Source organism: Saccharicrinis sp. 156 (assembly GCF_050589685.1).
Taxonomy (GTDB): Bacteria; Bacteroidota; Bacteroidia; order Bacteroidales; family Marinilabiliaceae; genus Saccharicrinis.
On record NZ_JBNGOS010000012.1, the window covers coordinates 61,659 to 80,817 of the forward strand.

15 protein-coding genes are annotated in these 19,159 nt (G+C 40.3%); 8 read left to right on the top strand and 7 right to left on the bottom strand.

Going from position 1 to position 19,159, the window contains the following annotated elements; genetic code table 11:
- Positions 1–182: 182 nt before the first annotated feature.
- From murB to ACRD64_RS09265, 3 genes are read right to left on the bottom strand one after another with little or no spacing between them, the layout of a single operon-like run.
- A complete protein-coding gene (gene murB / locus ACRD64_RS09255) occupies positions 183–1,196 on the bottom strand; it encodes a UDP-N-acetylmuramate dehydrogenase (protein WP_430933036.1) in 1,014 nt (337 codons plus the stop codon).
- 6 nt (positions 1,197–1,202) lie between these two features.
- Positions 1,203–3,581, bottom strand: coding sequence for a GumC family protein (locus ACRD64_RS09260; RefSeq protein WP_430933037.1), 2,379 nt, complete (start codon positions 3,579–3,581; stop codon positions 1,203–1,205).
- Between the two features lie 31 nt (positions 3,582–3,612).
- A complete protein-coding gene (locus ACRD64_RS09265) occupies positions 3,613–4,140 on the bottom strand; it encodes a hypothetical protein (protein WP_430933038.1) in 528 nt (175 codons plus the stop codon).
- Positions 4,141–4,392: 252 nt separating this feature from the next.
- Here ACRD64_RS09265 and ACRD64_RS09270 point away from each other — a divergent pair, with 252 nt between their 5' ends.
- From ACRD64_RS09270 to ACRD64_RS09295, 6 genes are all read left to right on the top strand, one after another.
- Positions 4,393–5,583, top strand: coding sequence for a pyridoxal phosphate-dependent aminotransferase (locus tag ACRD64_RS09270; protein WP_430933039.1), 1,191 nt, complete (start codon positions 4,393–4,395; stop codon positions 5,581–5,583).
- 216 nt (positions 5,584–5,799) lie between these two features.
- Positions 5,800–6,804, top strand: coding sequence for a GntR family transcriptional regulator (locus ACRD64_RS09275; RefSeq protein WP_430933040.1), 1,005 nt, complete (start codon positions 5,800–5,802; stop codon positions 6,802–6,804).
- Positions 6,805–7,012: 208 nt separating this feature from the next.
- Positions 7,013–8,056 (top strand): UDP-glucose--hexose-1-phosphate uridylyltransferase, encoded by a 1,044-nt coding sequence (locus tag ACRD64_RS09280; RefSeq protein ID WP_430933041.1) that lies wholly within the window; start codon positions 7,013–7,015, stop codon positions 8,054–8,056.
- Positions 8,057–8,269: 213 nt separating this feature from the next.
- Positions 8,270–8,815, top strand: coding sequence for an NADPH-dependent FMN reductase (locus ACRD64_RS09285; protein ID WP_430933042.1), 546 nt, complete (start codon positions 8,270–8,272; stop codon positions 8,813–8,815).
- Positions 8,816–8,989: 174 nt separating this feature from the next.
- Entirely contained in the window at positions 8,990–9,352 is a 363-nt protein-coding gene (locus ACRD64_RS09290; protein WP_430933043.1) for a DoxX family protein, read from the top strand.
- A 19-nt stretch (positions 9,353–9,371) separates the two neighbouring features.
- Positions 9,372–9,983: a class I SAM-dependent methyltransferase gene (locus ACRD64_RS09295; protein ID WP_430933044.1), complete on the top strand. Its 612-nt coding sequence runs from the start codon at positions 9,372–9,374 to the stop codon at positions 9,981–9,983.
- Positions 9,984–10,050: 67 nt separating this feature from the next.
- Here ACRD64_RS09295 and ACRD64_RS09300 read toward each other — a convergent pair whose 3' ends face one another.
- Positions 10,051–11,049 (bottom strand): YhdH/YhfP family quinone oxidoreductase, encoded by a 999-nt coding sequence (locus ACRD64_RS09300; protein ID WP_430933045.1) that lies wholly within the window; start codon positions 11,047–11,049, stop codon positions 10,051–10,053.
- 136 nt (positions 11,050–11,185) lie between these two features.
- Between ACRD64_RS09300 and ACRD64_RS09305 the strand changes: the two genes are divergently transcribed.
- Positions 11,186–11,512 carry a winged helix-turn-helix transcriptional regulator gene (locus ACRD64_RS09305; protein WP_430933046.1) on the top strand — a complete coding sequence of 109 codons (327 nt, stop codon included), beginning with the start codon at positions 11,186–11,188 and terminating at the stop codon, positions 11,510–11,512.
- A 150-nt stretch (positions 11,513–11,662) separates the two neighbouring features.
- Here the strand turns inward: ACRD64_RS09305 and ACRD64_RS09310 are convergent, their stop codons facing one another.
- Positions 11,663–13,081 (bottom strand): MATE family efflux transporter, encoded by a 1,419-nt coding sequence (locus ACRD64_RS09310; protein WP_430933047.1) that lies wholly within the window; start codon positions 13,079–13,081, stop codon positions 11,663–11,665.
- A gap of 586 nt (positions 13,082–13,667) precedes the next feature.
- Here ACRD64_RS09310 and purL point away from each other — a divergent pair.
- Positions 13,668–17,354 (top strand): phosphoribosylformylglycinamidine synthase, encoded by a 3,687-nt coding sequence (gene purL, locus ACRD64_RS09315; RefSeq protein ID WP_430933048.1) that lies wholly within the window; start codon positions 13,668–13,670, stop codon positions 17,352–17,354.
- A gap of 77 nt (positions 17,355–17,431) precedes the next feature.
- Here the strand turns inward: purL and ACRD64_RS09320 are convergent, their stop codons facing one another.
- Positions 17,432–17,794 (bottom strand): DUF5684 domain-containing protein, encoded by a 363-nt coding sequence (locus ACRD64_RS09320; RefSeq protein ID WP_430933049.1) that lies wholly within the window; start codon positions 17,792–17,794, stop codon positions 17,432–17,434.
- 129 nt (positions 17,795–17,923) lie between these two features.
- Positions 17,924–18,808 (bottom strand): alpha/beta hydrolase, encoded by an 885-nt coding sequence (locus ACRD64_RS09325; protein ID WP_430933050.1) that lies wholly within the window; start codon positions 18,806–18,808, stop codon positions 17,924–17,926.
- Between the last annotated feature and the right edge of the window lie 351 nt (positions 18,809–19,159).

The window sequence follows — 19,159 nt, forward strand, 5'->3', positions numbered from 1 at the left end:
AATATTCCCATCATTGTCATCAGACTTCATCTAAATGCCCATTCGATTAACAAAATCTGAACATTATTAAAAACCATTTCGTCCAGAGAGGTTCTCGAGTAAAGGACTTTTGTTGACTGAAAGAAAATCAAACTAAGCCTGATAAGACGCATAATGCATATGGTCAGATCTCGGATGATGGACTAAACCACGTTAACTTCTTTTTCGATGTCGATGCCAAATTTATCTTTTACTGATTTCTGAATCTCAGCGGCGAGGGCAAGAATTTCATTGCCGTTAGCTTCCCCGGTTTTATTGATAAGCACTAAGGCTTGTTTGTCGTGAACTGCTGCATTGCCCATTGCCTTGCCTTTCCAACCACTTTGTTCAATCATCCAACCAGCCGGAATTTTTGTGTATTGATCATCAACCTTATAATAGGGAGCGTTAGGATAAGCTGAAAGAAGCTTATCGGCGATTTGCTTTTCAACCACCGGGTTTTTGAAGAAACTTCCGGCATTTCCGGCAGCTTCGGGGTCGGGTAGTTTGGATTCCCTGATATTGATAACCGCTTTTCTTACATTAGATAGATTGACTTCGCCCAGCTTTTCCAGCTCTTCTTTTACACCACGATAATCGGTTTTTAATTCACCTTGCTTGTGCAATAAAAATTGAACCGATGTAATGATGGTTTTTCCTTTTAAGGTATTTTTAAAAATACTGTTTCTGTATGAAAATTTACATTCTCTATTTTTAAAGCTGAATGGTTCCAGTGTGTCCAGGTATATGCCATTTACCTGGGTAATCACATCCATTATTTCCACACCATAGGCACCAATGTTTTGCACCGGGCTAGCCCCAACGTTGCCCGGTATCAGGGATAGATTTTCAATGCCAAAGTATCCTTTTTCAACACTCCATGCCACAAAACTGTCCCAATCGACACCTGCACCAGCCTCCACCCAAATGCTATGTGTGTTTTCGTCTATGATATTGATCACCTGAATATTCGGTTTAACAACCAGCCCTTTGAAATCTGACTTGAAAAGCACGTTGCTGCCGGCTCCTAATACAAAAAGAGGGAGGGCCTTGAATCTAACATTGCTTAAAACCTCAATTATTTCCTCTTCGTTTTGTGGTGCCGAAAAATAATCGGCATATATATCAAAGTGAAAAGTATTGTGTTTTTTAAGGGGAAAATGTTCTTGTATTATCATGGTAAATTATGACTTATTTGAGTCGGTATAATATCTTTTGGAATAATAGCCGTATCCTCCTCCATTGCTTGAAATATCGTTAAAAATGATACCCAAAGGAAATACTTTTTCTTCCAAAAGATTCTGGTAGGTGTGTTTAAAATGTTCCTTAATTGTTTTGTTGGCTCTTACCACAAACAAATGACAGTTGCTGTGTTCCATTAATAATCGGGCGTCTGCCACAACACCAATTGGTGGAGAGTCGACCACAACCACGTCAAACTCATCTTTGAGTTCTCGGAAAAGTTTTTCCGTGTTGTCGCTCGATATAAGTTCTGATGGGTTTGGAGGTATGGCTCCGGATGGTATAATGGTTAAGTTGTCAATAGGTCCTTGAAATTTTATTTCCTCAAGGGTTGCACGCCCTATAAGGTAATTTGAAAGCCCTGTATGTTTATGATGGTCAAATATTTCGGTAAGTCTGGGTTTTCTTAGGTCAAAGCCAAGCAAGACCGTCTTTTTGCCGGATATGGCAAAAACAGAGGCCAGATTAAGTGCGCAAAAGGTTTTGCCTTCGCCCATACCGGTTGAGGTAACGCTTAAAACCAGTTTTTCCTCGTTTGTGGTCAAGTATTTTAGTTTGGTTCTTAGTGCTCTAAACGACTCGGAAATACTTGAAAGGGGTTCTGACGCTATCACGATATGGTTGGTCCCTTTGTACTCGGGAATATAGCCTAATACGGTAGATTGGGGCGCCAATGAAGTCAAGTCATTTTTGTCTCTGATCTTATTGTTCAGATATTCTTTTAATACAATAATCACCACCGGAAATAAGAAGGCCAGAAATAAAGCCTGCCTGTTATTCTTAGATTTATTGGGCGATACAATGCCTGTAATACCGGCATCATCCAATATTTCGTTATCGGGCGTGTTTGATGCTTTTGTGATTTGAGTTTCGGATTGCTTCTGTAACAAAAAGGTATAAATGGCATCGTTAAGGTTATATTCCCTTTCAATATCCAGATACTGACGTTCCGTTTCGGGCAGATGGTTCATTTTAGCGGCAGCTTTGTTCATTTGCGCAACCAGCTTTTCTTTTTTGATGCCCAGGTTTTTTAAAATTTTACGGAGTGCAACCAACAGGTTTTCCTTGCTAACCTCAATTTTCCGATCTAATTCGGTTAAAATGGGATTGTCCTCATTCGTTTGCGATTCGATCAATGATCGTTCGTTATGCAGCGACAACAGATCAGTAACAAAAGAAGTGATAAAGCTGTTGGCATCCAGCGAAAAAGCGGGTAACAGATAGTCATCGCTCAACGGCGCGTTAACCAAATGTTGGCTTAACTGATTGTAGTAGTTCTCGCTTACTTCCAGCATGCTAATTTCTTTTTCGTATTCAAAATACTGGTCCGCCAGTCGTTCCGATAATTCGGTAGGGGCATTGAAAACATGTTGGCGCCTGAACTCCATCATTTTCCGTTGTGTTTCTCGCAGCGTGTCGGACACCTGTATTAATTGTGTTTTGATAAAAGCAAGGGTTCGTTCGGCAATTTCGTTTTTGCGTTCCAGACTTTGCTCTAAATATACATCGCTCAAAGCGCTTAAAAAAGCGTTTATTTTCAAGGTGTTAGTGCCTGTGGCCGAGATGTATATAATCGAGCTGCCATCCATATACGGACTTACTGAAATGCGATTTCGATAGTTGGATGCGAGCCAATCATTAGAACGAAAATAGAAATAATAGCCTACATCAATAGTTGCTCCTGCCTTACAATTTATTTTGAACTTGCAGAATGAAGTATTTATCTCATCACCAAGGTTAATGGTTTTATCGAAGTTTATGCCTCCCGAACCACCGTGGTTTTTTTCATCTATATAGGAGTGCAGCCCTGCATTTTCGGTTTTGATCTTAATTTTTACTTGCGAAGCGCTAACCGGCTCAATATAGATAGGGGTATTTAAAAGTTGCACGTGCGATGAGTCCATGACAATAGTGTATGGACTCTTGTGATACATGTCAACGTCTTTAAATAATCCATCACTATGAATTTCTATTCCAAAATCTAATTTATCAATAACCCGTTTGACTATTTTTTTGGACCTTAATATGATGGTTTGGTTTTCGATGCTTTTGGTTTCCGGCGAAAGGCCAAATCCTTCGATGATACCGGCACCAGATACAGTTCTTTGTTCGTCACTTTTCATCATAACAGTAACCGAACCTTTGTAAATAACCGGGGTGTATCGGTGATACAGATGTGTTAAGCCAACAAAAAGAGGAAACGATATCAGCATAAGGTACCAATTTTTTTTAGCTAACTGAACAATCTTACGGAAGTCGGGAAGGGCATCCGAAACAGGTTGTGGTTGTGTGTATTGGGTGTTATGGTTGTTTTTATCCACGTAAATTACTTTTTAAAAATGGTCAACAGGATTAAAAATTATAAAAGGACTGTACATCAAGTTTTAAGTTATCCAATGCTTTTTTAACGTGGTAAGCAGCAGCGTTGGGGTACTGTTCCAATATTGTTTTACCCAGAGCCATTGAGGCATGGGCCGGATTTACCATGTTTGCGGAAATATTTACCGTACGAATCATCTCTTCTTTCGCATTGCGAACCAATAACCAGGTAGCAGGCGGCAGGTGTACTTGCATGGCCATATTGTGTTCGTATTCCGTTCTAATGGCAGCTAATAGATTAGCTTGTAGTTCTTTAGCGGTTGCCGCATGTGGCTGCTCCCGTATAACGATTGATTCCGCACTTATTCTTTCCAAAAATAAGGTGAGTCTTTCATAGGCCGCTATTCTTAAGGGCAGCGCATCCTTGTTTTGACCGATCAACAATTCTTGTTTTCTTCTGTCGTTTTCACTTTTTAAAAACCATCTCACCAATAGTAAAGTAAAAATAAATGCCACTATGCTGGGTACTGTATATCTCAATAGTTCAAGAAAGACTTCCATAATCTCGAAAAATGTTACTTTTGCAGAATTAGTATTAATATTCGGTGAAAATAATGGTAATTGCGTTGATTTGCAACCGTTACTGATGATAGTTCGCCGAATGTTTTTTTAAGTTGACTATTTTGTGATTTTTTATCTTTGTCTTCTTTTTAATTTATGTTATGAATAAAGCTCTTCAGGCCTAAGCATCCTAAAAGGGTTAGGTTTACAGAGCGTGAATCGATTATTTTATTGTAGAATAAACTACTTATTATGAATATTTCCGAAAGATTAGCAAACGTAAACGAATCGGCCACGTTGGCCATGTCTCAAAAAAGCAGGGAGTTGCAAGAGCAAGGGCATGATGTGATTAATTTGAGCATCGGTCAGCCCGATTTTAATACCCCCGATCATATTAAAGAGGCAGCTAAAAAAGCCATTGACGATAACTTTTCGAAATATACACCGGTTCCCGGACTGCCAGCTATTCGGGAGGCGGTTTGTACCAAGTTTAAACGGGATAACGACCTGTTTTTTAAACCATCACAGGTGGTAGTGTCTAACGGGGCTAAACAATCCATCGCAAATATTATTCTGAGTTTGGTTGGCCCGGGCGACGAAGTAATTATTCCTGCTCCGTACTGGGTGAGTTATATCGAGATTGTGAATCTGGCCCAAGCCTCAAATGTAATTATTGAAGCTGGGTTAGATCAGGACTTTAAGATTACCCCGGCACAGTTGGAGGCTGCTATCACACCTCGTACTAAGGTGTTTTTATTTAGTTCACCATCTAATCCAACGGGTAGTTTATATACAAAAGATGAGTTAAGGGCATTGGCTGATGTATTTGCGAAACATCCGCACGTGGTTGTGATATCTGACGAAATATATGAGCTAATCACCTTTGAGGGCAAACACGAGAGTATCGCACAGTTCGAAGAAATAAAGGATCGTGTAGTAATCGTCAATGGAGTTTCAAAAGGATACGCGATGACGGGGTGGAGGATAGGTTATATTGCCGCACCACAGTGGATTGCTGATGCCTGCATCAAGTTGCAAGGACAATATACTTCCGGAGCCTGTGCGGTTTCGCAGGTTGCATCTGCGGCTGCTTTAACCCAAACCCAAGTTCCTTCATTGGAAATGAAAGAAGTGTTTTTGCGCAGAAGAGATTTGGTAGTGAAAATGGCCAGGGAAATAAAAGGGATGAAAGTGAACGTTCCGCAAGGTGCATTTTACCTGTTTCCGGAAGTGGACAACTACTTCGGGAAATCAGCAGATGGTTATACCATTAATAATTCGACCGACCTGGCGATGTACCTTTTGGAAAAAGCGCATGTTGCAACCGTATCGGGAGAAGCGTTCGGAAGTCCGAAATGCTTGCGGTTTTCATATGCCACATCTGATGAGCAATTGGTAGAGGCCATGAAAAGGATTAAGGTGGCTCTGGAAAAGCTGAACTAGGTATTTGTTTTTATACAGTAATTATGGCTGCCCAAAAAGGTAAAGCTATTTAAAATATATTACTCAATAACTTCGTCCACACTATCCTATTTGTATGCGAAACAAAGGCATCTGTTACTTCTCTTGTTAGGAGTGACCAGGTCAACCCAATTTGCAGTTGATATTAAAATATTTATTTTTGCATACTGGTAGACACTAGTAGGTAAAATTAGGTTTATGGTAAAGAAAATCATTAAAATATCAGCTGCACATACACAGGCAAAGTACCGCCAAATAATACAGTCCGTTATAAATTCAATTGCGGACGGGGTTATAAAAAAAGGCGACAAAGTTCCTTCTATCAACGAAATAGCCAACGAATATAACCTTTCCAGAGATACAGTTATGCTTGCCTTTAGCGAATTGAAGGCACGAGGAATACTGGGAGCAGTGCCGGGCAAAGGATATTTTGTGGAGAGTGATAATATTGGAATCGAAAAACGCGTTTTGTTGCTTTTTGATGAGCTGAATAGCTTTAAGGAGGAACTCTATAATGCTTTTCTTGACAGTGTTTCGGATGATACACAGGTGGATATCTATTTCCACCATTTCGATATTAACGTGTTTTCTTCCTTAATTAAGGAAAGGGTGGGGAAGTATTCTGCCTATGTAATTATGCCCGCTAACCTGACGGACATATTGCCGTTGATTCAACTGTTGCCCAAAGATAAGGTGTATATACTCGATAGAAAGATCGATGAATTGAGCGGATACCCGGTAATTTATCAGTCGTTTGATGAAGATATGTATAGTGGTTTGAGCGCTGGATATGATTTATTGAAGAAATATGAAAAAATAATTTTGGCCTACCCCGGCGGCAAAGAACCTGAAGGTTTTTTGACTGGTTTTAAACGTTTTTGTAAGGATAGAAAACTCAAATACGATGTATACGAACAGATTAAAGACCGACCGATCAAAAAAGGCGAGGTATATATATTGCCTTCTGACAGAAATCTGATTAACCTTGTAAAACGTTGTTGGGAAAAGGGGTGGAAGTTGGGTGAAGACGTTGGCGTAATTTCGATCAACGAATCTGCTTTAAAAGAAGTGGTAGCCAATGGTATTTCAACTATTTCAACCGATTTTAAGCAAATGGGGAGAACTTTAGCCGATTTTGTGGAGAACAAAAAAACAGGTGAAATGAAAAATATATCCAGATTTACCCAGCGGAACTCTTTGTGAATACTTGTATGTATCAGTATCAGACCGTATTAATTAGGGTTTGTAGTTTTTAATGAGTTTAAAAAAAGTTCTTTTTTTATTTGCAAAATAAAAATAAATTGTAAATTTGCCTATCAGTACCTACCGGTACCTACCAGTTGAGTAGGTTGGTTCAAAGATAAGATTTCTAGTTTCAAGATTATAAACCATTGTAACTAAAAAAAATAGAATGGCACAATTTAACATGGAGGATCATCCTCACAAAAGATTGAATGTATTAACTGGAGAGTGGGTCTTGGTATCTCCACATAGGGCCAAACGTCCCTGGCAAGGACAGGTTGAAAAAGTATCTGAGGAAAAGAGACCTGAGTACGACCCTAAGTGCTATTTATGTCCGGGCAATGAACGTATTGGTGGTCATATGAATCCCAAGTACACCGAACCTTACGTATTTGTAAACGATTTTTCAGCTTTGTTAAGCGATACTCCGGGAGGTGGAGTTGATGAAGGATTGTTTCAGGCAAAAAGTGAAAGCGGCATTTGTAAGGTAATCTGTTTTTCTCCTCGTCACGATTTAACGGTTCCGGAAATGGAAGTTTCTGAAATCAAAAAAGTGGTTGATTTATGGACTTCGGAATATAAGTCGATTGGAGAAAATGATTTTGTAAACTACGTTCAGATATTTGAAAATAAAGGAAGTGTGATGGGATGTAGTAACCCGCACCCGCACGGACAAATATGGTCGAACAGTACTGTACCTAATGAGCCAGCTAAAAAGCAGGCGAAAATGAAGGAGTACTACGAAAAGAACGGAAAGAGTTTACTGGCTGACTATATAGCTGCCGAGTTCGAGAAGAAAGAGCGTATTCTTTTCGAAAACGATCATTTTGTAGGTTTGGTTCCTTATTGGGCGGTATGGCCATTTGAAGCGATGATTGTGAGCAAACGTCATGTTTCGAACTTAACGGAACTTACCGAAGAAGAAAAAGAATCATTTGCAGCTGCATACAAAGAGTTAACCGTAATGTATGATAACCTTTTTGAGGTATCCTTTCCTTATTCGGCTGGTATCCACCAGGCCCCAACCGATGGCGAAGAGCATCCGGAGTGGCACTTGCATATGAGTTTTTATCCACCATTGTTGCGTTCGGCAACAGTGAAGAAGTTTATGGTAGGATATGAAATGTTGGGCACGCCCCAGCGTGACATTACTGCCGAAACTAGTGCACAAAGGCTTCGAGACCTTTCTAAGGTTCATTATAAGCACAGGTAGTTTTTTGGTTTTAGAGTAAAAGAGGTTACTGTGGTAGGTAACCTCTTTTTTTTGCCTTTTTTTGTCCTCAGATCACACAGATTAAAACGAATTTTATTCACAAGTCTATGTGAGGGTGTAGGTATTGCCATAAGAATTGTGTTTTCGAGAACTCGTTAAAGATTTTTTAAAACGATTCTTTGTTTGCGTTGTTATTAACTTAAAATAATAAACATGAATAAAATGAAGATATTGCTTACGCTTGGGGGTAGTAACAGTTTAAAATCCATTAATAAACAATTGGCAGTTTATGCAGCCAGCCTTGTTGAAAATACTCAAATGGTTGTGGCAGATTTAAATGACTTTAATTTACCGGTTTATAGTGTCGATTTGCAAGAAGAAAAAGGAATACCGGATAATGCCTTTAGATTTGATAACCTAATAAAAGAAGCTGATGGTATTGTGTTGTCCTTGGCAGAAAATAATGGTTTGCCTACGGTAGCATATAAAAACTTGCTGGATTGGGTTTCCAGGATCAATAAGAAGTTATGGCGAAACAAACCAATGCTATTAATGGCCACGTCGCCGGGAGAAAGGGGAGGTGAAAATGTATTGGAAATAATGAAAAAATTAATGCCATTCCATGGAGGTAAGGTCGTTGCTGACTATACATTGCCATTGTTTTTTGAGAATTTTTCGGACGAAGGAATTAAAGATCCTCAAAAAAAACAGGAACTGGAACAGAAGCTGAAGATCTTTAAAAATGAATTGGGTAAATAACGGGTGAGTAACCGAACATTGAGGTAATTCTTTAATTGAAGTAAGATTACCTTTGTTATATTGTCCTTCTAAAAGACAGATAATGGTAGGAAGTAAAAAAAGAAAACAGTTTTATTTATAACGATTCTTTCTTAATGTTGTTATAAACTTTGAAACTATAAAACATGGGATGATATGAAGAAACTTAAAATTGTTAATTGGATAAGTACCGGGTTGTTGACGGTGATGATGCTGATGTCGGCTTCCATGTATTTTATAAAGCATGCCGATATGGTTCAGACTTTCGAAGGGTTTGGGTACCCTTCTTATATCATCTACCCATTGGCAATAGCTAAAATATTAGGATTGTTGGCCATTTGGTTTTGCAGAAGGAATAATGTTAAGGAATGGGCTTATGCCGGGTTTTTCTTTGACTTTGTTTTGGCGTTTTTTGCGCATTATATGACGGATGATGGAAAGTTTATTCCTGCACTGGTTGCATTACTGTTGTTAGCCACCTCATACTTTAGCCGGAAAAAACTGGACAATATCAGTTAAGTGATAAACAGAAAAGAATATGAAAGAAATGTGGGATAAAAGGTATAGTGCCGAAGATTATGCCTATGGAACGGAGCCGAATGATTTTTTTGCAGAGCAACTAGCTAAAATAAAATCTGGAAGCATTTTATTGCCTGCCGAAGGCGAAGGACGTAATGCCGTCTACGCAGCCCGGATGGGTTGGGACGTGCATGCTTTTGATTTAAGCCGGGAGGGGAAATCGAAAGCGCAAAAGCTGGCGGAAACACATCAGGTCAATATCCAATACCAGATAGCAGAGTGTAGTGAAATCAGTTTTCGGAAAGGCACTTTTGATGCCATTGGTTTGGTGTATGCACACTTTCCGCCGGATAAGAAATCGATGTACCATAAACAGTTGGATCAATATTTGAAAAATGGTGGTATCGTTATTTTAGAGGGGTTCAGTAAATCTCATCCTGAAGTAAGTAAAAGCAACGAAAAACCCATGGGACCCCCTAATTCAGCCATGCTTTTCTCGCTGGATGAAATCAAGAAGGACTTCAATAATTATGAAATTATTGATCTTAAGGAAGAGCAGGTTGCTTTAAACGAAGGTGAGTATCATGTAGGCATGGGTGCAGTAATCAGGTTTGTGGGGAGGAAAAAGTAGTCGGCAGTCATAAGTCGGCAGTCCTGTGTTGCTGGCCGCTGACAGAGAATTGCCGACCGCTGACTGGTTATATTTTTACTACAACACGTCCTTTGCTTTTCTTGTCGAGCATCAGATCAATGTGGGTTCTAAGAGATTCCAGCGAAGATTCTCTGATTAAACCCGGGTCAAAATCAATAGACCAATCCCCGGCTAATAGATTCCAGATTTCCTGACGAATCTCCATCGGGCAGTTTTGAGAATCGATACCTAAAAGACTTACTCCTCTCAAAATAAAAGGATACACTGTCATTTCAAGCTCACCGGAACCAATATTTCCACATGTAGTGACGTTACCTAGAGGCATACAGCCTTTTAGCATGGTTGTAAGCGTATTTCCTCCGACCACATCAACGGCTCCGGCCCATTGGGTTTTTAACATTGGTCGGCCCGATTTGTCATCAGAAACACTGCGATCGATTTGTGATTTGGCACCAATCTTCTGAATTTCTGCTTCGGGAGCCAATTCGTAATTAGCTGCAATAACCTCAAAACCTATTTTATTCAGAATCTGGCAGGCAATGTTTCCAACACCGCCTAAAGCACCTGTCACAGCAACAGGTCCCATTTCTGGTTTTTGCCCATTGTTTAACAGTCGAAATACGGATAGTGCTGCTGTGAAACCAGCTGTGCCATACGTCATTGCCTGGCGGGCATTCATGTTTTGGGGCATAGCAACAATCCACGAATCCGGCACTTTAATATATTCGGCAAATCCACCAGGATGGTTCATGCCAAGTTCATAACTGGTTGCTATAACCGAAACACCTGCTTTATACAATTCACTATTACTTTTTTCGACGACTCCGGCAGCATCAATGCCCGGAGTGTGAGGATACTTTCTGGTTACGCCTTTGTTACCAATGCTTGATAAAGCATCCTTGTAATTTAAGGAGCTGTATTCTACTTTAATAAGAACTTCACCCTTTTCTAAAATATCAAATGGCATGTCTTTAATAGAAGTGATGTAATTGCCGTTTTCCTCTTCTACGCGAAATGCCTTGAATGTTGTATCGCTATTTTTCATTGCTTATTTATTATTTTTTGAATACTTTTGTACAAAGTACGTTATAAAAGAGCTGTAAAACAAGAGCTTACAAATATGTTGCTAACGAACATTTTGTTCCATATTGAGTGGAATAAGGCAAGCCAGGAGAAAAAATATGGAAAAAAGTTATTGCCCTATTGATACATTCATCAATGTTATAAAGGGAAAACGTAAAGGAACTATTGTTTTACATCTTTTTCAGGGAAGTAAAAGATACCATGAATTGGTTAAGCTGTTACCGGACATCAGCGAGCGAATGCTTACAAAGCAACTAAGGGAACTGGAAGATGACGGTTTAATCGGGCGCACAGTGTTCCCCGAAGTACCGCCCAGGGTAGAGTATTATTTGACAGAATTAGGTCAAAGAACGCAACCTGTTCTAAAAGCAATGTTTAAAGGAGGATTGGTGTTTGAATCCATCATAGATGACGTTAAGGAATGATGATTTTCAGTTGCACTGTATTTTAGAAAGAATAAAATGGTGAATAATGCTATCGTGTTTTACTCAAATCTTAATTCTCCGTGCGCGTCATCCTCGCTACTAGGTTTATCATTACTGAATACTTTTATCTGCCTTTTGTTTAAACAGTGACTACTCTTTGTCCACGAAAATCTGCTGCCTTAACCTGTTTGGAATTAGGCTGATAAGAATATTCTTTCTGGATTTGCCGGATTTTCTGTTTAAAACGGTCAGGTACCAGCCCATTGATACGAATCCTTTGACCACGCTTGAAAGGCTGATGGCCCACCAAATGCCAAACATGCCCAGTAATTTTGAGGAGGACAATATGTAGCCTGCCGGTACCCGAGCGCCTGTAAATACGATGCCAACAATGGAAGGTGGGACTGTTCGGCCAATACCATTGAATGCTCCTCGTGTAACAATTTCAATAATCATAAACGTTTGCGAAACGGCCAATATTTTTAGATAGGTGATGCCCATTTGTAAGGGCTCAGATTCTCTTAAAAACAATGAGAAGATCTGCTTGCCAAATACAAAGAACGACATCGTTACTGTTAATCCTAAAAATATACCAACGCCCAAAGTGGTGAAATAACCTTTTTTGATCCTGTCCCAGTTTCCAGCTCCAAAGTTTTGTCCGGTAAAACTACTCAAAGCAGTTGCAAAGCCCGAAGAAGTCATCCAGGATAAGGCCTCAATTTGGGCGCCCACACTTTGAACCGCAATGGGCATATCTCCCCACTTGGTTATCATTCGGGCCAGTATCAATGCAAAAATGGCAAACAGGCTGCTTTCCATAGCAACCGGTGAACCCAGTCTGAAAACATTCTTTGTAATGTCTTTGCATAATTTAAATTGTTTGAATTCCGGATTCATGATTTCCTTTTTCCAGACAAAGCGAATGACAAAAATAATATAAACCACCGCTTGTGCAGTTACCGTAGCTATGGCGGCACCTTTTACTCCTAGCGAAGGAACAGGGCCAAGGCCAAAGATAAGAAGGGGATCTAAAACCATGTTTAAACCTAAGCCAACAAGCAGATAATAAAAAGGTAGTTTGCTGTTGCCTGCACCATTATAAATACCCTGAAAAGTAGGGTTCATAAACGTAAAAATAAAACCCATAGCTACAATTCGCAGGTATCCTATTGCTCCGTTTTCAACGACCCCTTCCGACAATCGAAAAACACCAATTAACTGCGGTGTAAAAACAAGTACGACCATGGATATGAAAGCAGAAAGTACCAATGCCCAAAATAGGGAATGCCTTGCGTAGCGGGCGGCTTCTTCTTTTTCTTTTCTTCCCAGGGCTTGCGATACGCCAATCTCGGCGCCTATTCGGGTGATGAGTAACACAGAAATTCCTAACCACACGAAAAAACCGGCAGCTCCTGCAGATGCCACAGCATTACTTCCCACTTGGCCCAGCCAAATCATGTCGGTCAGGTTATAAGCCATTTGCATGAGCGATGTGCCGATAATGGGAATTGCCAGCTTGAGCAATTGCTTGAAAATAGGGCCGCTTGTTAAATCAATTGTCCTGTTCATATCGCCGGCGAAAGTAAGGAAAAAAGGGTAAAGAAGGAAGTGGGAAGTGTTTTGTGACTTGTAAAGTAGAACGCTCCAGTTTCTGCAAAGCGCATTAACCCTAACGTGGATCGCATAGACGTTTTAAAGATAGGATGTTCGACCTCTCTGTGGTCGGTGTGTGGATGCTTCGGTTTCTATAAACGGACAACACCGCTGGTGTTGGTGTATGTTATGGGCGTGTTTTTCTATAAACGTGACACCATGGGTGGCAGAAGTGTATAGTAACTAATCTGCAAAAAATAATACTGTTCTCCGGGGATGAAAATAGCAAATAGGAACGATATGATTTAAAACCCATGCGTCATGGTAATAAGATGCTAGCGGCATCGAGCGTTTAAAACAGAAGGTACGCAATATGGGGATCGACCCCAGTTGCGGTAGTATGTTTGCTGCAACTAATTAAAAATTCCTCTGTGCCCCTGTGTCTCCATGTTTGTTTTTTGTTAATAACTGCTTAAAAAACAATGAGGCAGGATTACGTAATTTGGTCGGTTTGTTGTATTTTTGCGGTTTATTAGAATAATCTCATAAAACAGGAAAATTCATGGTCCTTTTCTTTAAAGGTAAATCGGAACAGATTTTAGCAGTGGGCTGCGAAAAACATTTTGCGGCAGAAGATATAAAAAAGCTGGAATGGCTATTTGGCGGCGCCACCAAAACGGATGAAACAGAGCTAGGTGGCTTTTTTGTTGGCCCCCGTAAAGAGATGATTACGCCCTGGAGCACAAACGCCGTTGAAATTACCCAAAATATGGGATTGCACGGAATCACCCGTATGGAAGAGTTTTTTGGCGTTGCCGATGAAAATGCCGAGTACGACCCAATGTTACAAGTGCTGTATACCGGATTAGGACAAGATATTTTTACTATCGACAAAAAACCTGACCCAATCGTGGAGATTGATGATGTAGCGGCGTACAATAAAAAAGAGGGACTCGCCTTAAGCGACGATGAGGTGGATTATTTGGATGGTTTGGCAAAAAAGCTGGGAAGAAAATTAACCGACAGCGAGGTGTTTGGTTTCTCTCAGGTAAATTCGGAGCATTGTCGTCATAAAATATTCAACGGTACCTTTATTATCGATGGAGAAGAAAAAGAAAGTTCTTTATTTCAATTGATCAAGCGTACTTCAAAGGAAAATCATAATTATCTGGTTTCGGCATATAAAGATAACGTGGCCTTTGTTGAAGGGCCCAAAGCGGTGCAATTTGCACCGGTAAGCCATGATAAACCGGACTTTTTTGAGACCAAAGAGATTGATACCGTATTGTCGCTGAAAGCGGAAACACATAATTTCCCAACCACAGTTGAGCCTTTTAACGGAGCTGCTACCGGTTCAGGTGGCGAGATCCGTGACCGGCTGGGGGGAGGTAAAGCTTCTTTGCCATTGGCCGGAACAGCCGTTTACATGACTTCATATTCCCGTTCGGTGGAAGGAAGGGCCTGGGAAAAGGCTACCGAGGCACGCCCGTGGTTATACCAGACGCCGGAACAAATATTAATTAAAGCTTCAAACGGAGCCAGTGACTTTGGCAATAAATTTGGTCAGCCCATGATTTGTGGTTCGGTGCTTACTTTTGAGCATTTCGAAAACCACAAGAAATTTGCTTTTGATAAGGTGATTATGATGGCGGGAGGTATTGGTTTTGCCAAAAAATCGGATGCTATCAAAGATACTCCAAAGAAAGGAGACAAGGTAGTTGTCCTTGGAGGAGATAATTATAGAATTGGAATGGGAGGTGGCGCTGTTTCTTCGGTTGCCACGGGAGAATTCGATAATCATATTGAACTAAACGCGGTTCAGCGTTCTAATCCTGAGATGCAAAAGCGTGCCATGAATGCCATTCGCGCCATGGCTGAAGGCGAAGAAAATCCGATCGTGTTGATTCACGACCATGGAGCCGGTGGTCACTTAAACTGTCTTTCGGAGCTGGTGGAAGAAACGGGAGGTACCATCCATCTGGATAAACTGCCTGTAGGTGACCCAACATTATCTGCCAAAGAAATTGCAGGAAACGAGTCGCAGGAGCGAATGGGACTTGTAATACATGAAAAAGATATCGACCGGTTGAAGAAAGTGGCCGACCGTGAGCGTTCGCCAATGTACGTGGTGGGTGAAACCACTGGAGATATGAGTTTTGTTTTTAAAGATAACAAAGGAAATACACCTATCAACTGGCAGTTGTCCGATATGTTCGGGAATCCACCTAAAACTATAATGAAAGATGTTACCGTGGAAGAGACATTCGAACCGGTAGCATACGATGACTCCAGAATTGAAGAATACTTAAAAAATGTGTTACAGTTAGAGGCGGTAGCAAGTAAGGACTGGTTAACCAACAAGGTAGACCGCTCAGTTACCGGGAAAGTAGCCAAACAGCAATGTGCAGGTGAAGTGCAGATTCCGTTGAATAACCTGGGGGCAACTGCCATCGATTATACCGGGACTGCAGGTATGGCAACTTCAGTAGGACATGCCCCGGCAGTTGCTATGATTGACCCGGCTGCCGGTTCCAAAATTGCCATAGCTGAATCATTAACTAACTTGGTGTGGGCGCCGTTTACACATGGTATCAAAGGGGTTTCGTTAAGTGCCAACTGGATGTGGCCCTGTAAAAACAAAGGTGAAGATGCTCGTTTGTATAAAGCGGTTGAGGCGGTTAGTGATTTTGCCACTGATTTGGGTATCAATATCCCAACCGGCAAGGATTCGCTTTCCATGACACAAAAATACAAAGATGGTGAGGTCGTTTACTCTCCGGGTACGGTAATAATTTCGGCTGCTGCTGAGGTGAGTGATGTAAAAAAGATTGTGGAACCGGTTTTGGTGAAGGATACCGACTCTTCTTTAATTTATATCGATTTTTCTTTTGATAGTCACAAACTGGGAGGTAGCTCTTTTGCGCAGGTGGTGAACAAACTGGGGGCAGAAGCACCTACTGTTGTTGATACCGATTATTTTAAATTGGGAATAAATACTATACAGGCCTTGGTTAATGAAGGATTAATTTTAGCCGGTCATGATATTTCCGCAGGAGGAATGGTTACTGCCTTGTTGGAAATGTGTTTTGCCAACAACAGTTTTGGTATCGATGTTGATCTGTCTGGCATCGAAGAAACTGACTTGGTGAAAATTCTATTTGCTGAAAATCCGGGTGTATTGATCCAGGTGAAAGAGGTTGCCCAAGTAACGTCAATGCTTGATGAAAAAGAATTAGGTTACCTGGTTATCGGTTCGCCAATGGAGGAGAGATTCCTAAAGATTAATAAGTCTGGTAAAGAACTCAAATTCGATATTAACGAAATGCGTGATACCTGGTACAAGACTTCCTACTTGTTGGACCGAAAACAAAGTGGAGATAAGTTGGCCAAAGAGCGCTTCGATAATTATAAAAAGCAACCATTGGAGTACAAATTTAATATGGACTTTAATGGCAGGCTGGCAGATTACGGACTGGCTTTAAACCGTAACAAGAAATCAGGAATTAAAGCTGCCATTATTCGGGAAAAAGGGGTGAACGGCGATCGAGAGATGGCTTACGCTATGTATCTGGCAGGTTTCGATGTGAAAGATGTTCATATGACCGATCTTATCACAGGAAGAGAGACATTGGAAGATGTGAACTTCATTGTATTTGTTGGTGGATTTTCTAATTCAGATGTATTGGGTTCTGCCAAAGGATGGGCCGGTGCTTTCCTGTATAACGAAAAAGCAAAAGCTGCATTGGATGCTTTCTATCAGCGCAATGATACATTGAGTTTGGGCGTTTGTAATGGATGCCAGTTAATGGTTGAGCTTGGTTTGGTTTATCCGGATCATGAAGAAAAGCCTAAAATGCTCCACAATGAATCTCATAAGTTCGAGTCTAATTTTGTAAACATGAATATTGCCGAGAACAACTCGGTTATGTTAAAATCGCTGGCAGGAAATAGACTTGGAGTGTGGGTTGCACACGGAGAAGGTAAGTTCAGCATGCCATATGCCGAAGACCAATACAATATTCCAGGTAAATATTCTTACGAAGCGTATCCTGCTAATCCTAATGGAAGTGATTTCAGTGCTGCTGCTATCTGTTCCAACGATGGTCGTCATTTGGCGATGATGCCCCATCTGGAAAGGGCCATCTTCCCTTGGCAATGGGCCCACTATCCTGAAAACAGAAAGAAGGATGAGGTTTCTCCATGGATAGAAGCGTTTATTAATGCACGCAAGTGGGTGGAAAGTAAATAGTACCTAGTTGAAAGTTAAAAGTTTAAAACATCAAAGCCGGACTCGAAAGCCCGGCTTTGATGTTTTATTATAGTTGCCTAACCTTGATACTTGGCATCTCCAAACCCTAACACAGGATAAAATATAAATGGAAGGAATATTAAACCAAGTGTGTAACCTGCACCTTTTCCAAAACTTTTTGATAGTTGATTGATAACAATAATTCCGAATACTATGTTAACAATAGGTATTATCAGTAAAATAATCCACCAAATTGGTTTTTTTACAATTTCCAGCATTACAATTGTATTATAAATTGGAATGATTGCAGCCCAACCTGGTTTTTCAGCTTTAGTAAAAACTTTCCATAATGCTGCGATTAATAAAATAATTATTGCCATGTACACTATGCCAAGAGCACCAAAAGCGGCATACATTCCTGAAGAATCACTCATTTCCATAATAGATTAAATTAGTTTATTTATTTTCCTACTCTTAAGGTTTTTCGGATTCACCCCGTTTGAATGGTTGCCAGACTCCATGAACAATTCATACGAATATTAGAAACAGTTGTTTCATTATTACGTATTTTATTTCAACAGGAATTCTAATGGAATATGTAATCTTTTGGCCCAACTTCTTTCGTCATGCGCATCTCCGGCAAACACTTTTGTTATCCAGTTGTCCGGGGTGAAGCCTTTTTTCATCATAACGGTATCTACCATCATCTGATAAGGTTTATAAAGGCTGTCCAGAGTTTCTGTCCCATAGTCGAAGTAAATTTTATGATTATCGGCCGAGGGTAGGTTATTTTCCAGATAATCCCTAAATGCAGCAGGAATCTCCATGTTGCTTTCGAATGTTCCCGGCCAATGTGTCGACAGGCAAGCCGCACCGCCAAATATTTCAGGATACTCGCAAATGGCATACATCGAAATTAAACCGCCCATACTTGAACCGGCAATAAAAGTATGCTGCATATCCCCATAGGTACTGTAGGTGTCATCGATATAGGGTTTTAGTTCCTGCGTGATAAACCTTAAATAATTATCTGATTCAGGTGACTTCTTTAATCGGTTCTTACCTAAATTATTTTTAATGCTATCCGATAGGAGTTGATACGCTTTGTTCGGAAAGTACTCTATGGTCCTGAGCTCATTAATATTCCATATGGCTACGACAATTGTAGGCCGTATTATTTTTTCATTTATTAACCTGTCCATTGTTTCGCCAACCATCCATGCTTGTTTGTTCCAGCTGTTTGTGCTGTCAAAAAGCATTTGTCCATCGTGCATGTATAATACATTGTATTTTGTATCTGCAGAATATGATGCCGGAATCCATATATCGATATTCCTGGCAGGTACATATTTTGAGGAGAACGATTCCACATGAATAATTTTAGTTTTTTTTCCGAATGGGGCACTGCATGCCCAAAGGCATATCATTATTAATAATAATATAGTATACTTCATGATTGTATGTGTGTTTAATTAACCAGTGAACCAAGTTTTACTACCTTTGCAATCCACCTGTCTCTTTGTTCGAGACAGGAAGCTCTGACCATGGCGAACTCCACGATCTTGACGGGTTTTATTCCAAACATACTGTCTTTGTCCGGATGGCATTGGAAGATAAGTACATTTTTTATCTATTTAAAATTTTTGTCTATAGAAAATGTGTCAAACCAGGTAGTTGCCGGACAGGAACTTTCATGGATGTTTATAATTCCGAATCAAGTACGGGAATGCCTCCCGAAATTCTTGAGGACAGGTCGTTCGGCAGTATTGCGGAAGGCTATTCTCCCTTGCATACTTTATGATTTA

Coding starts and splice junctions, on each gene's coding strand:
- ACRD64_RS09285 (WP_430933042.1), top strand. CDS start 8,270: ATGAATAAAATGAAGATATTGCTTACGCTTGGGGGTAGTAACAGTTTA.
- ACRD64_RS09275 (WP_430933040.1), top strand. CDS start 5,800: ATGGTAAAGAAAATCATTAAAATATCAGCTGCACATACACAGGCAAAG.
- ACRD64_RS09290 (WP_430933043.1), top strand. CDS start 8,990: ATGAAGAAACTTAAAATTGTTAATTGGATAAGTACCGGGTTGTTGACG.
- ACRD64_RS09300 (WP_430933045.1), bottom strand. CDS start 11,049: ATGAAAAATAGCGATACAACATTCAAGGCATTTCGCGTAGAAGAGGAA.
- ACRD64_RS09305 (WP_430933046.1), top strand. CDS start 11,186: ATGGAAAAAAGTTATTGCCCTATTGATACATTCATCAATGTTATAAAG.
- ACRD64_RS09310 (WP_430933047.1), bottom strand. CDS start 13,081: ATGAACAGGACAATTGATTTAACAAGCGGCCCTATTTTCAAGCAATTG.
- ACRD64_RS09280 (WP_430933041.1), top strand. CDS start 7,013: ATGGCACAATTTAACATGGAGGATCATCCTCACAAAAGATTGAATGTA.
- ACRD64_RS09320 (WP_430933049.1), bottom strand. CDS start 17,794: ATGGAAATGAGTGATTCTTCAGGAATGTATGCCGCTTTTGGTGCTCTT.
- ACRD64_RS09295 (WP_430933044.1), top strand. CDS start 9,372: ATGAAAGAAATGTGGGATAAAAGGTATAGTGCCGAAGATTATGCCTAT.
- ACRD64_RS09325 (WP_430933050.1), bottom strand. CDS start 18,808: ATGAAGTATACTATATTATTATTAATAATGATATGCCTTTGGGCATGC.
- murB (WP_430933036.1), bottom strand. CDS start 1,196: ATGATAATACAAGAACATTTTCCCCTTAAAAAACACAATACTTTTCAC.
- ACRD64_RS09270 (WP_430933039.1), top strand. CDS start 4,393: ATGAATATTTCCGAAAGATTAGCAAACGTAAACGAATCGGCCACGTTG.
- purL (WP_430933048.1), top strand. CDS start 13,668: ATGGTCCTTTTCTTTAAAGGTAAATCGGAACAGATTTTAGCAGTGGGC.
- ACRD64_RS09265 (WP_430933038.1), bottom strand. CDS start 4,140: ATGGAAGTCTTTCTTGAACTATTGAGATATACAGTACCCAGCATAGTG.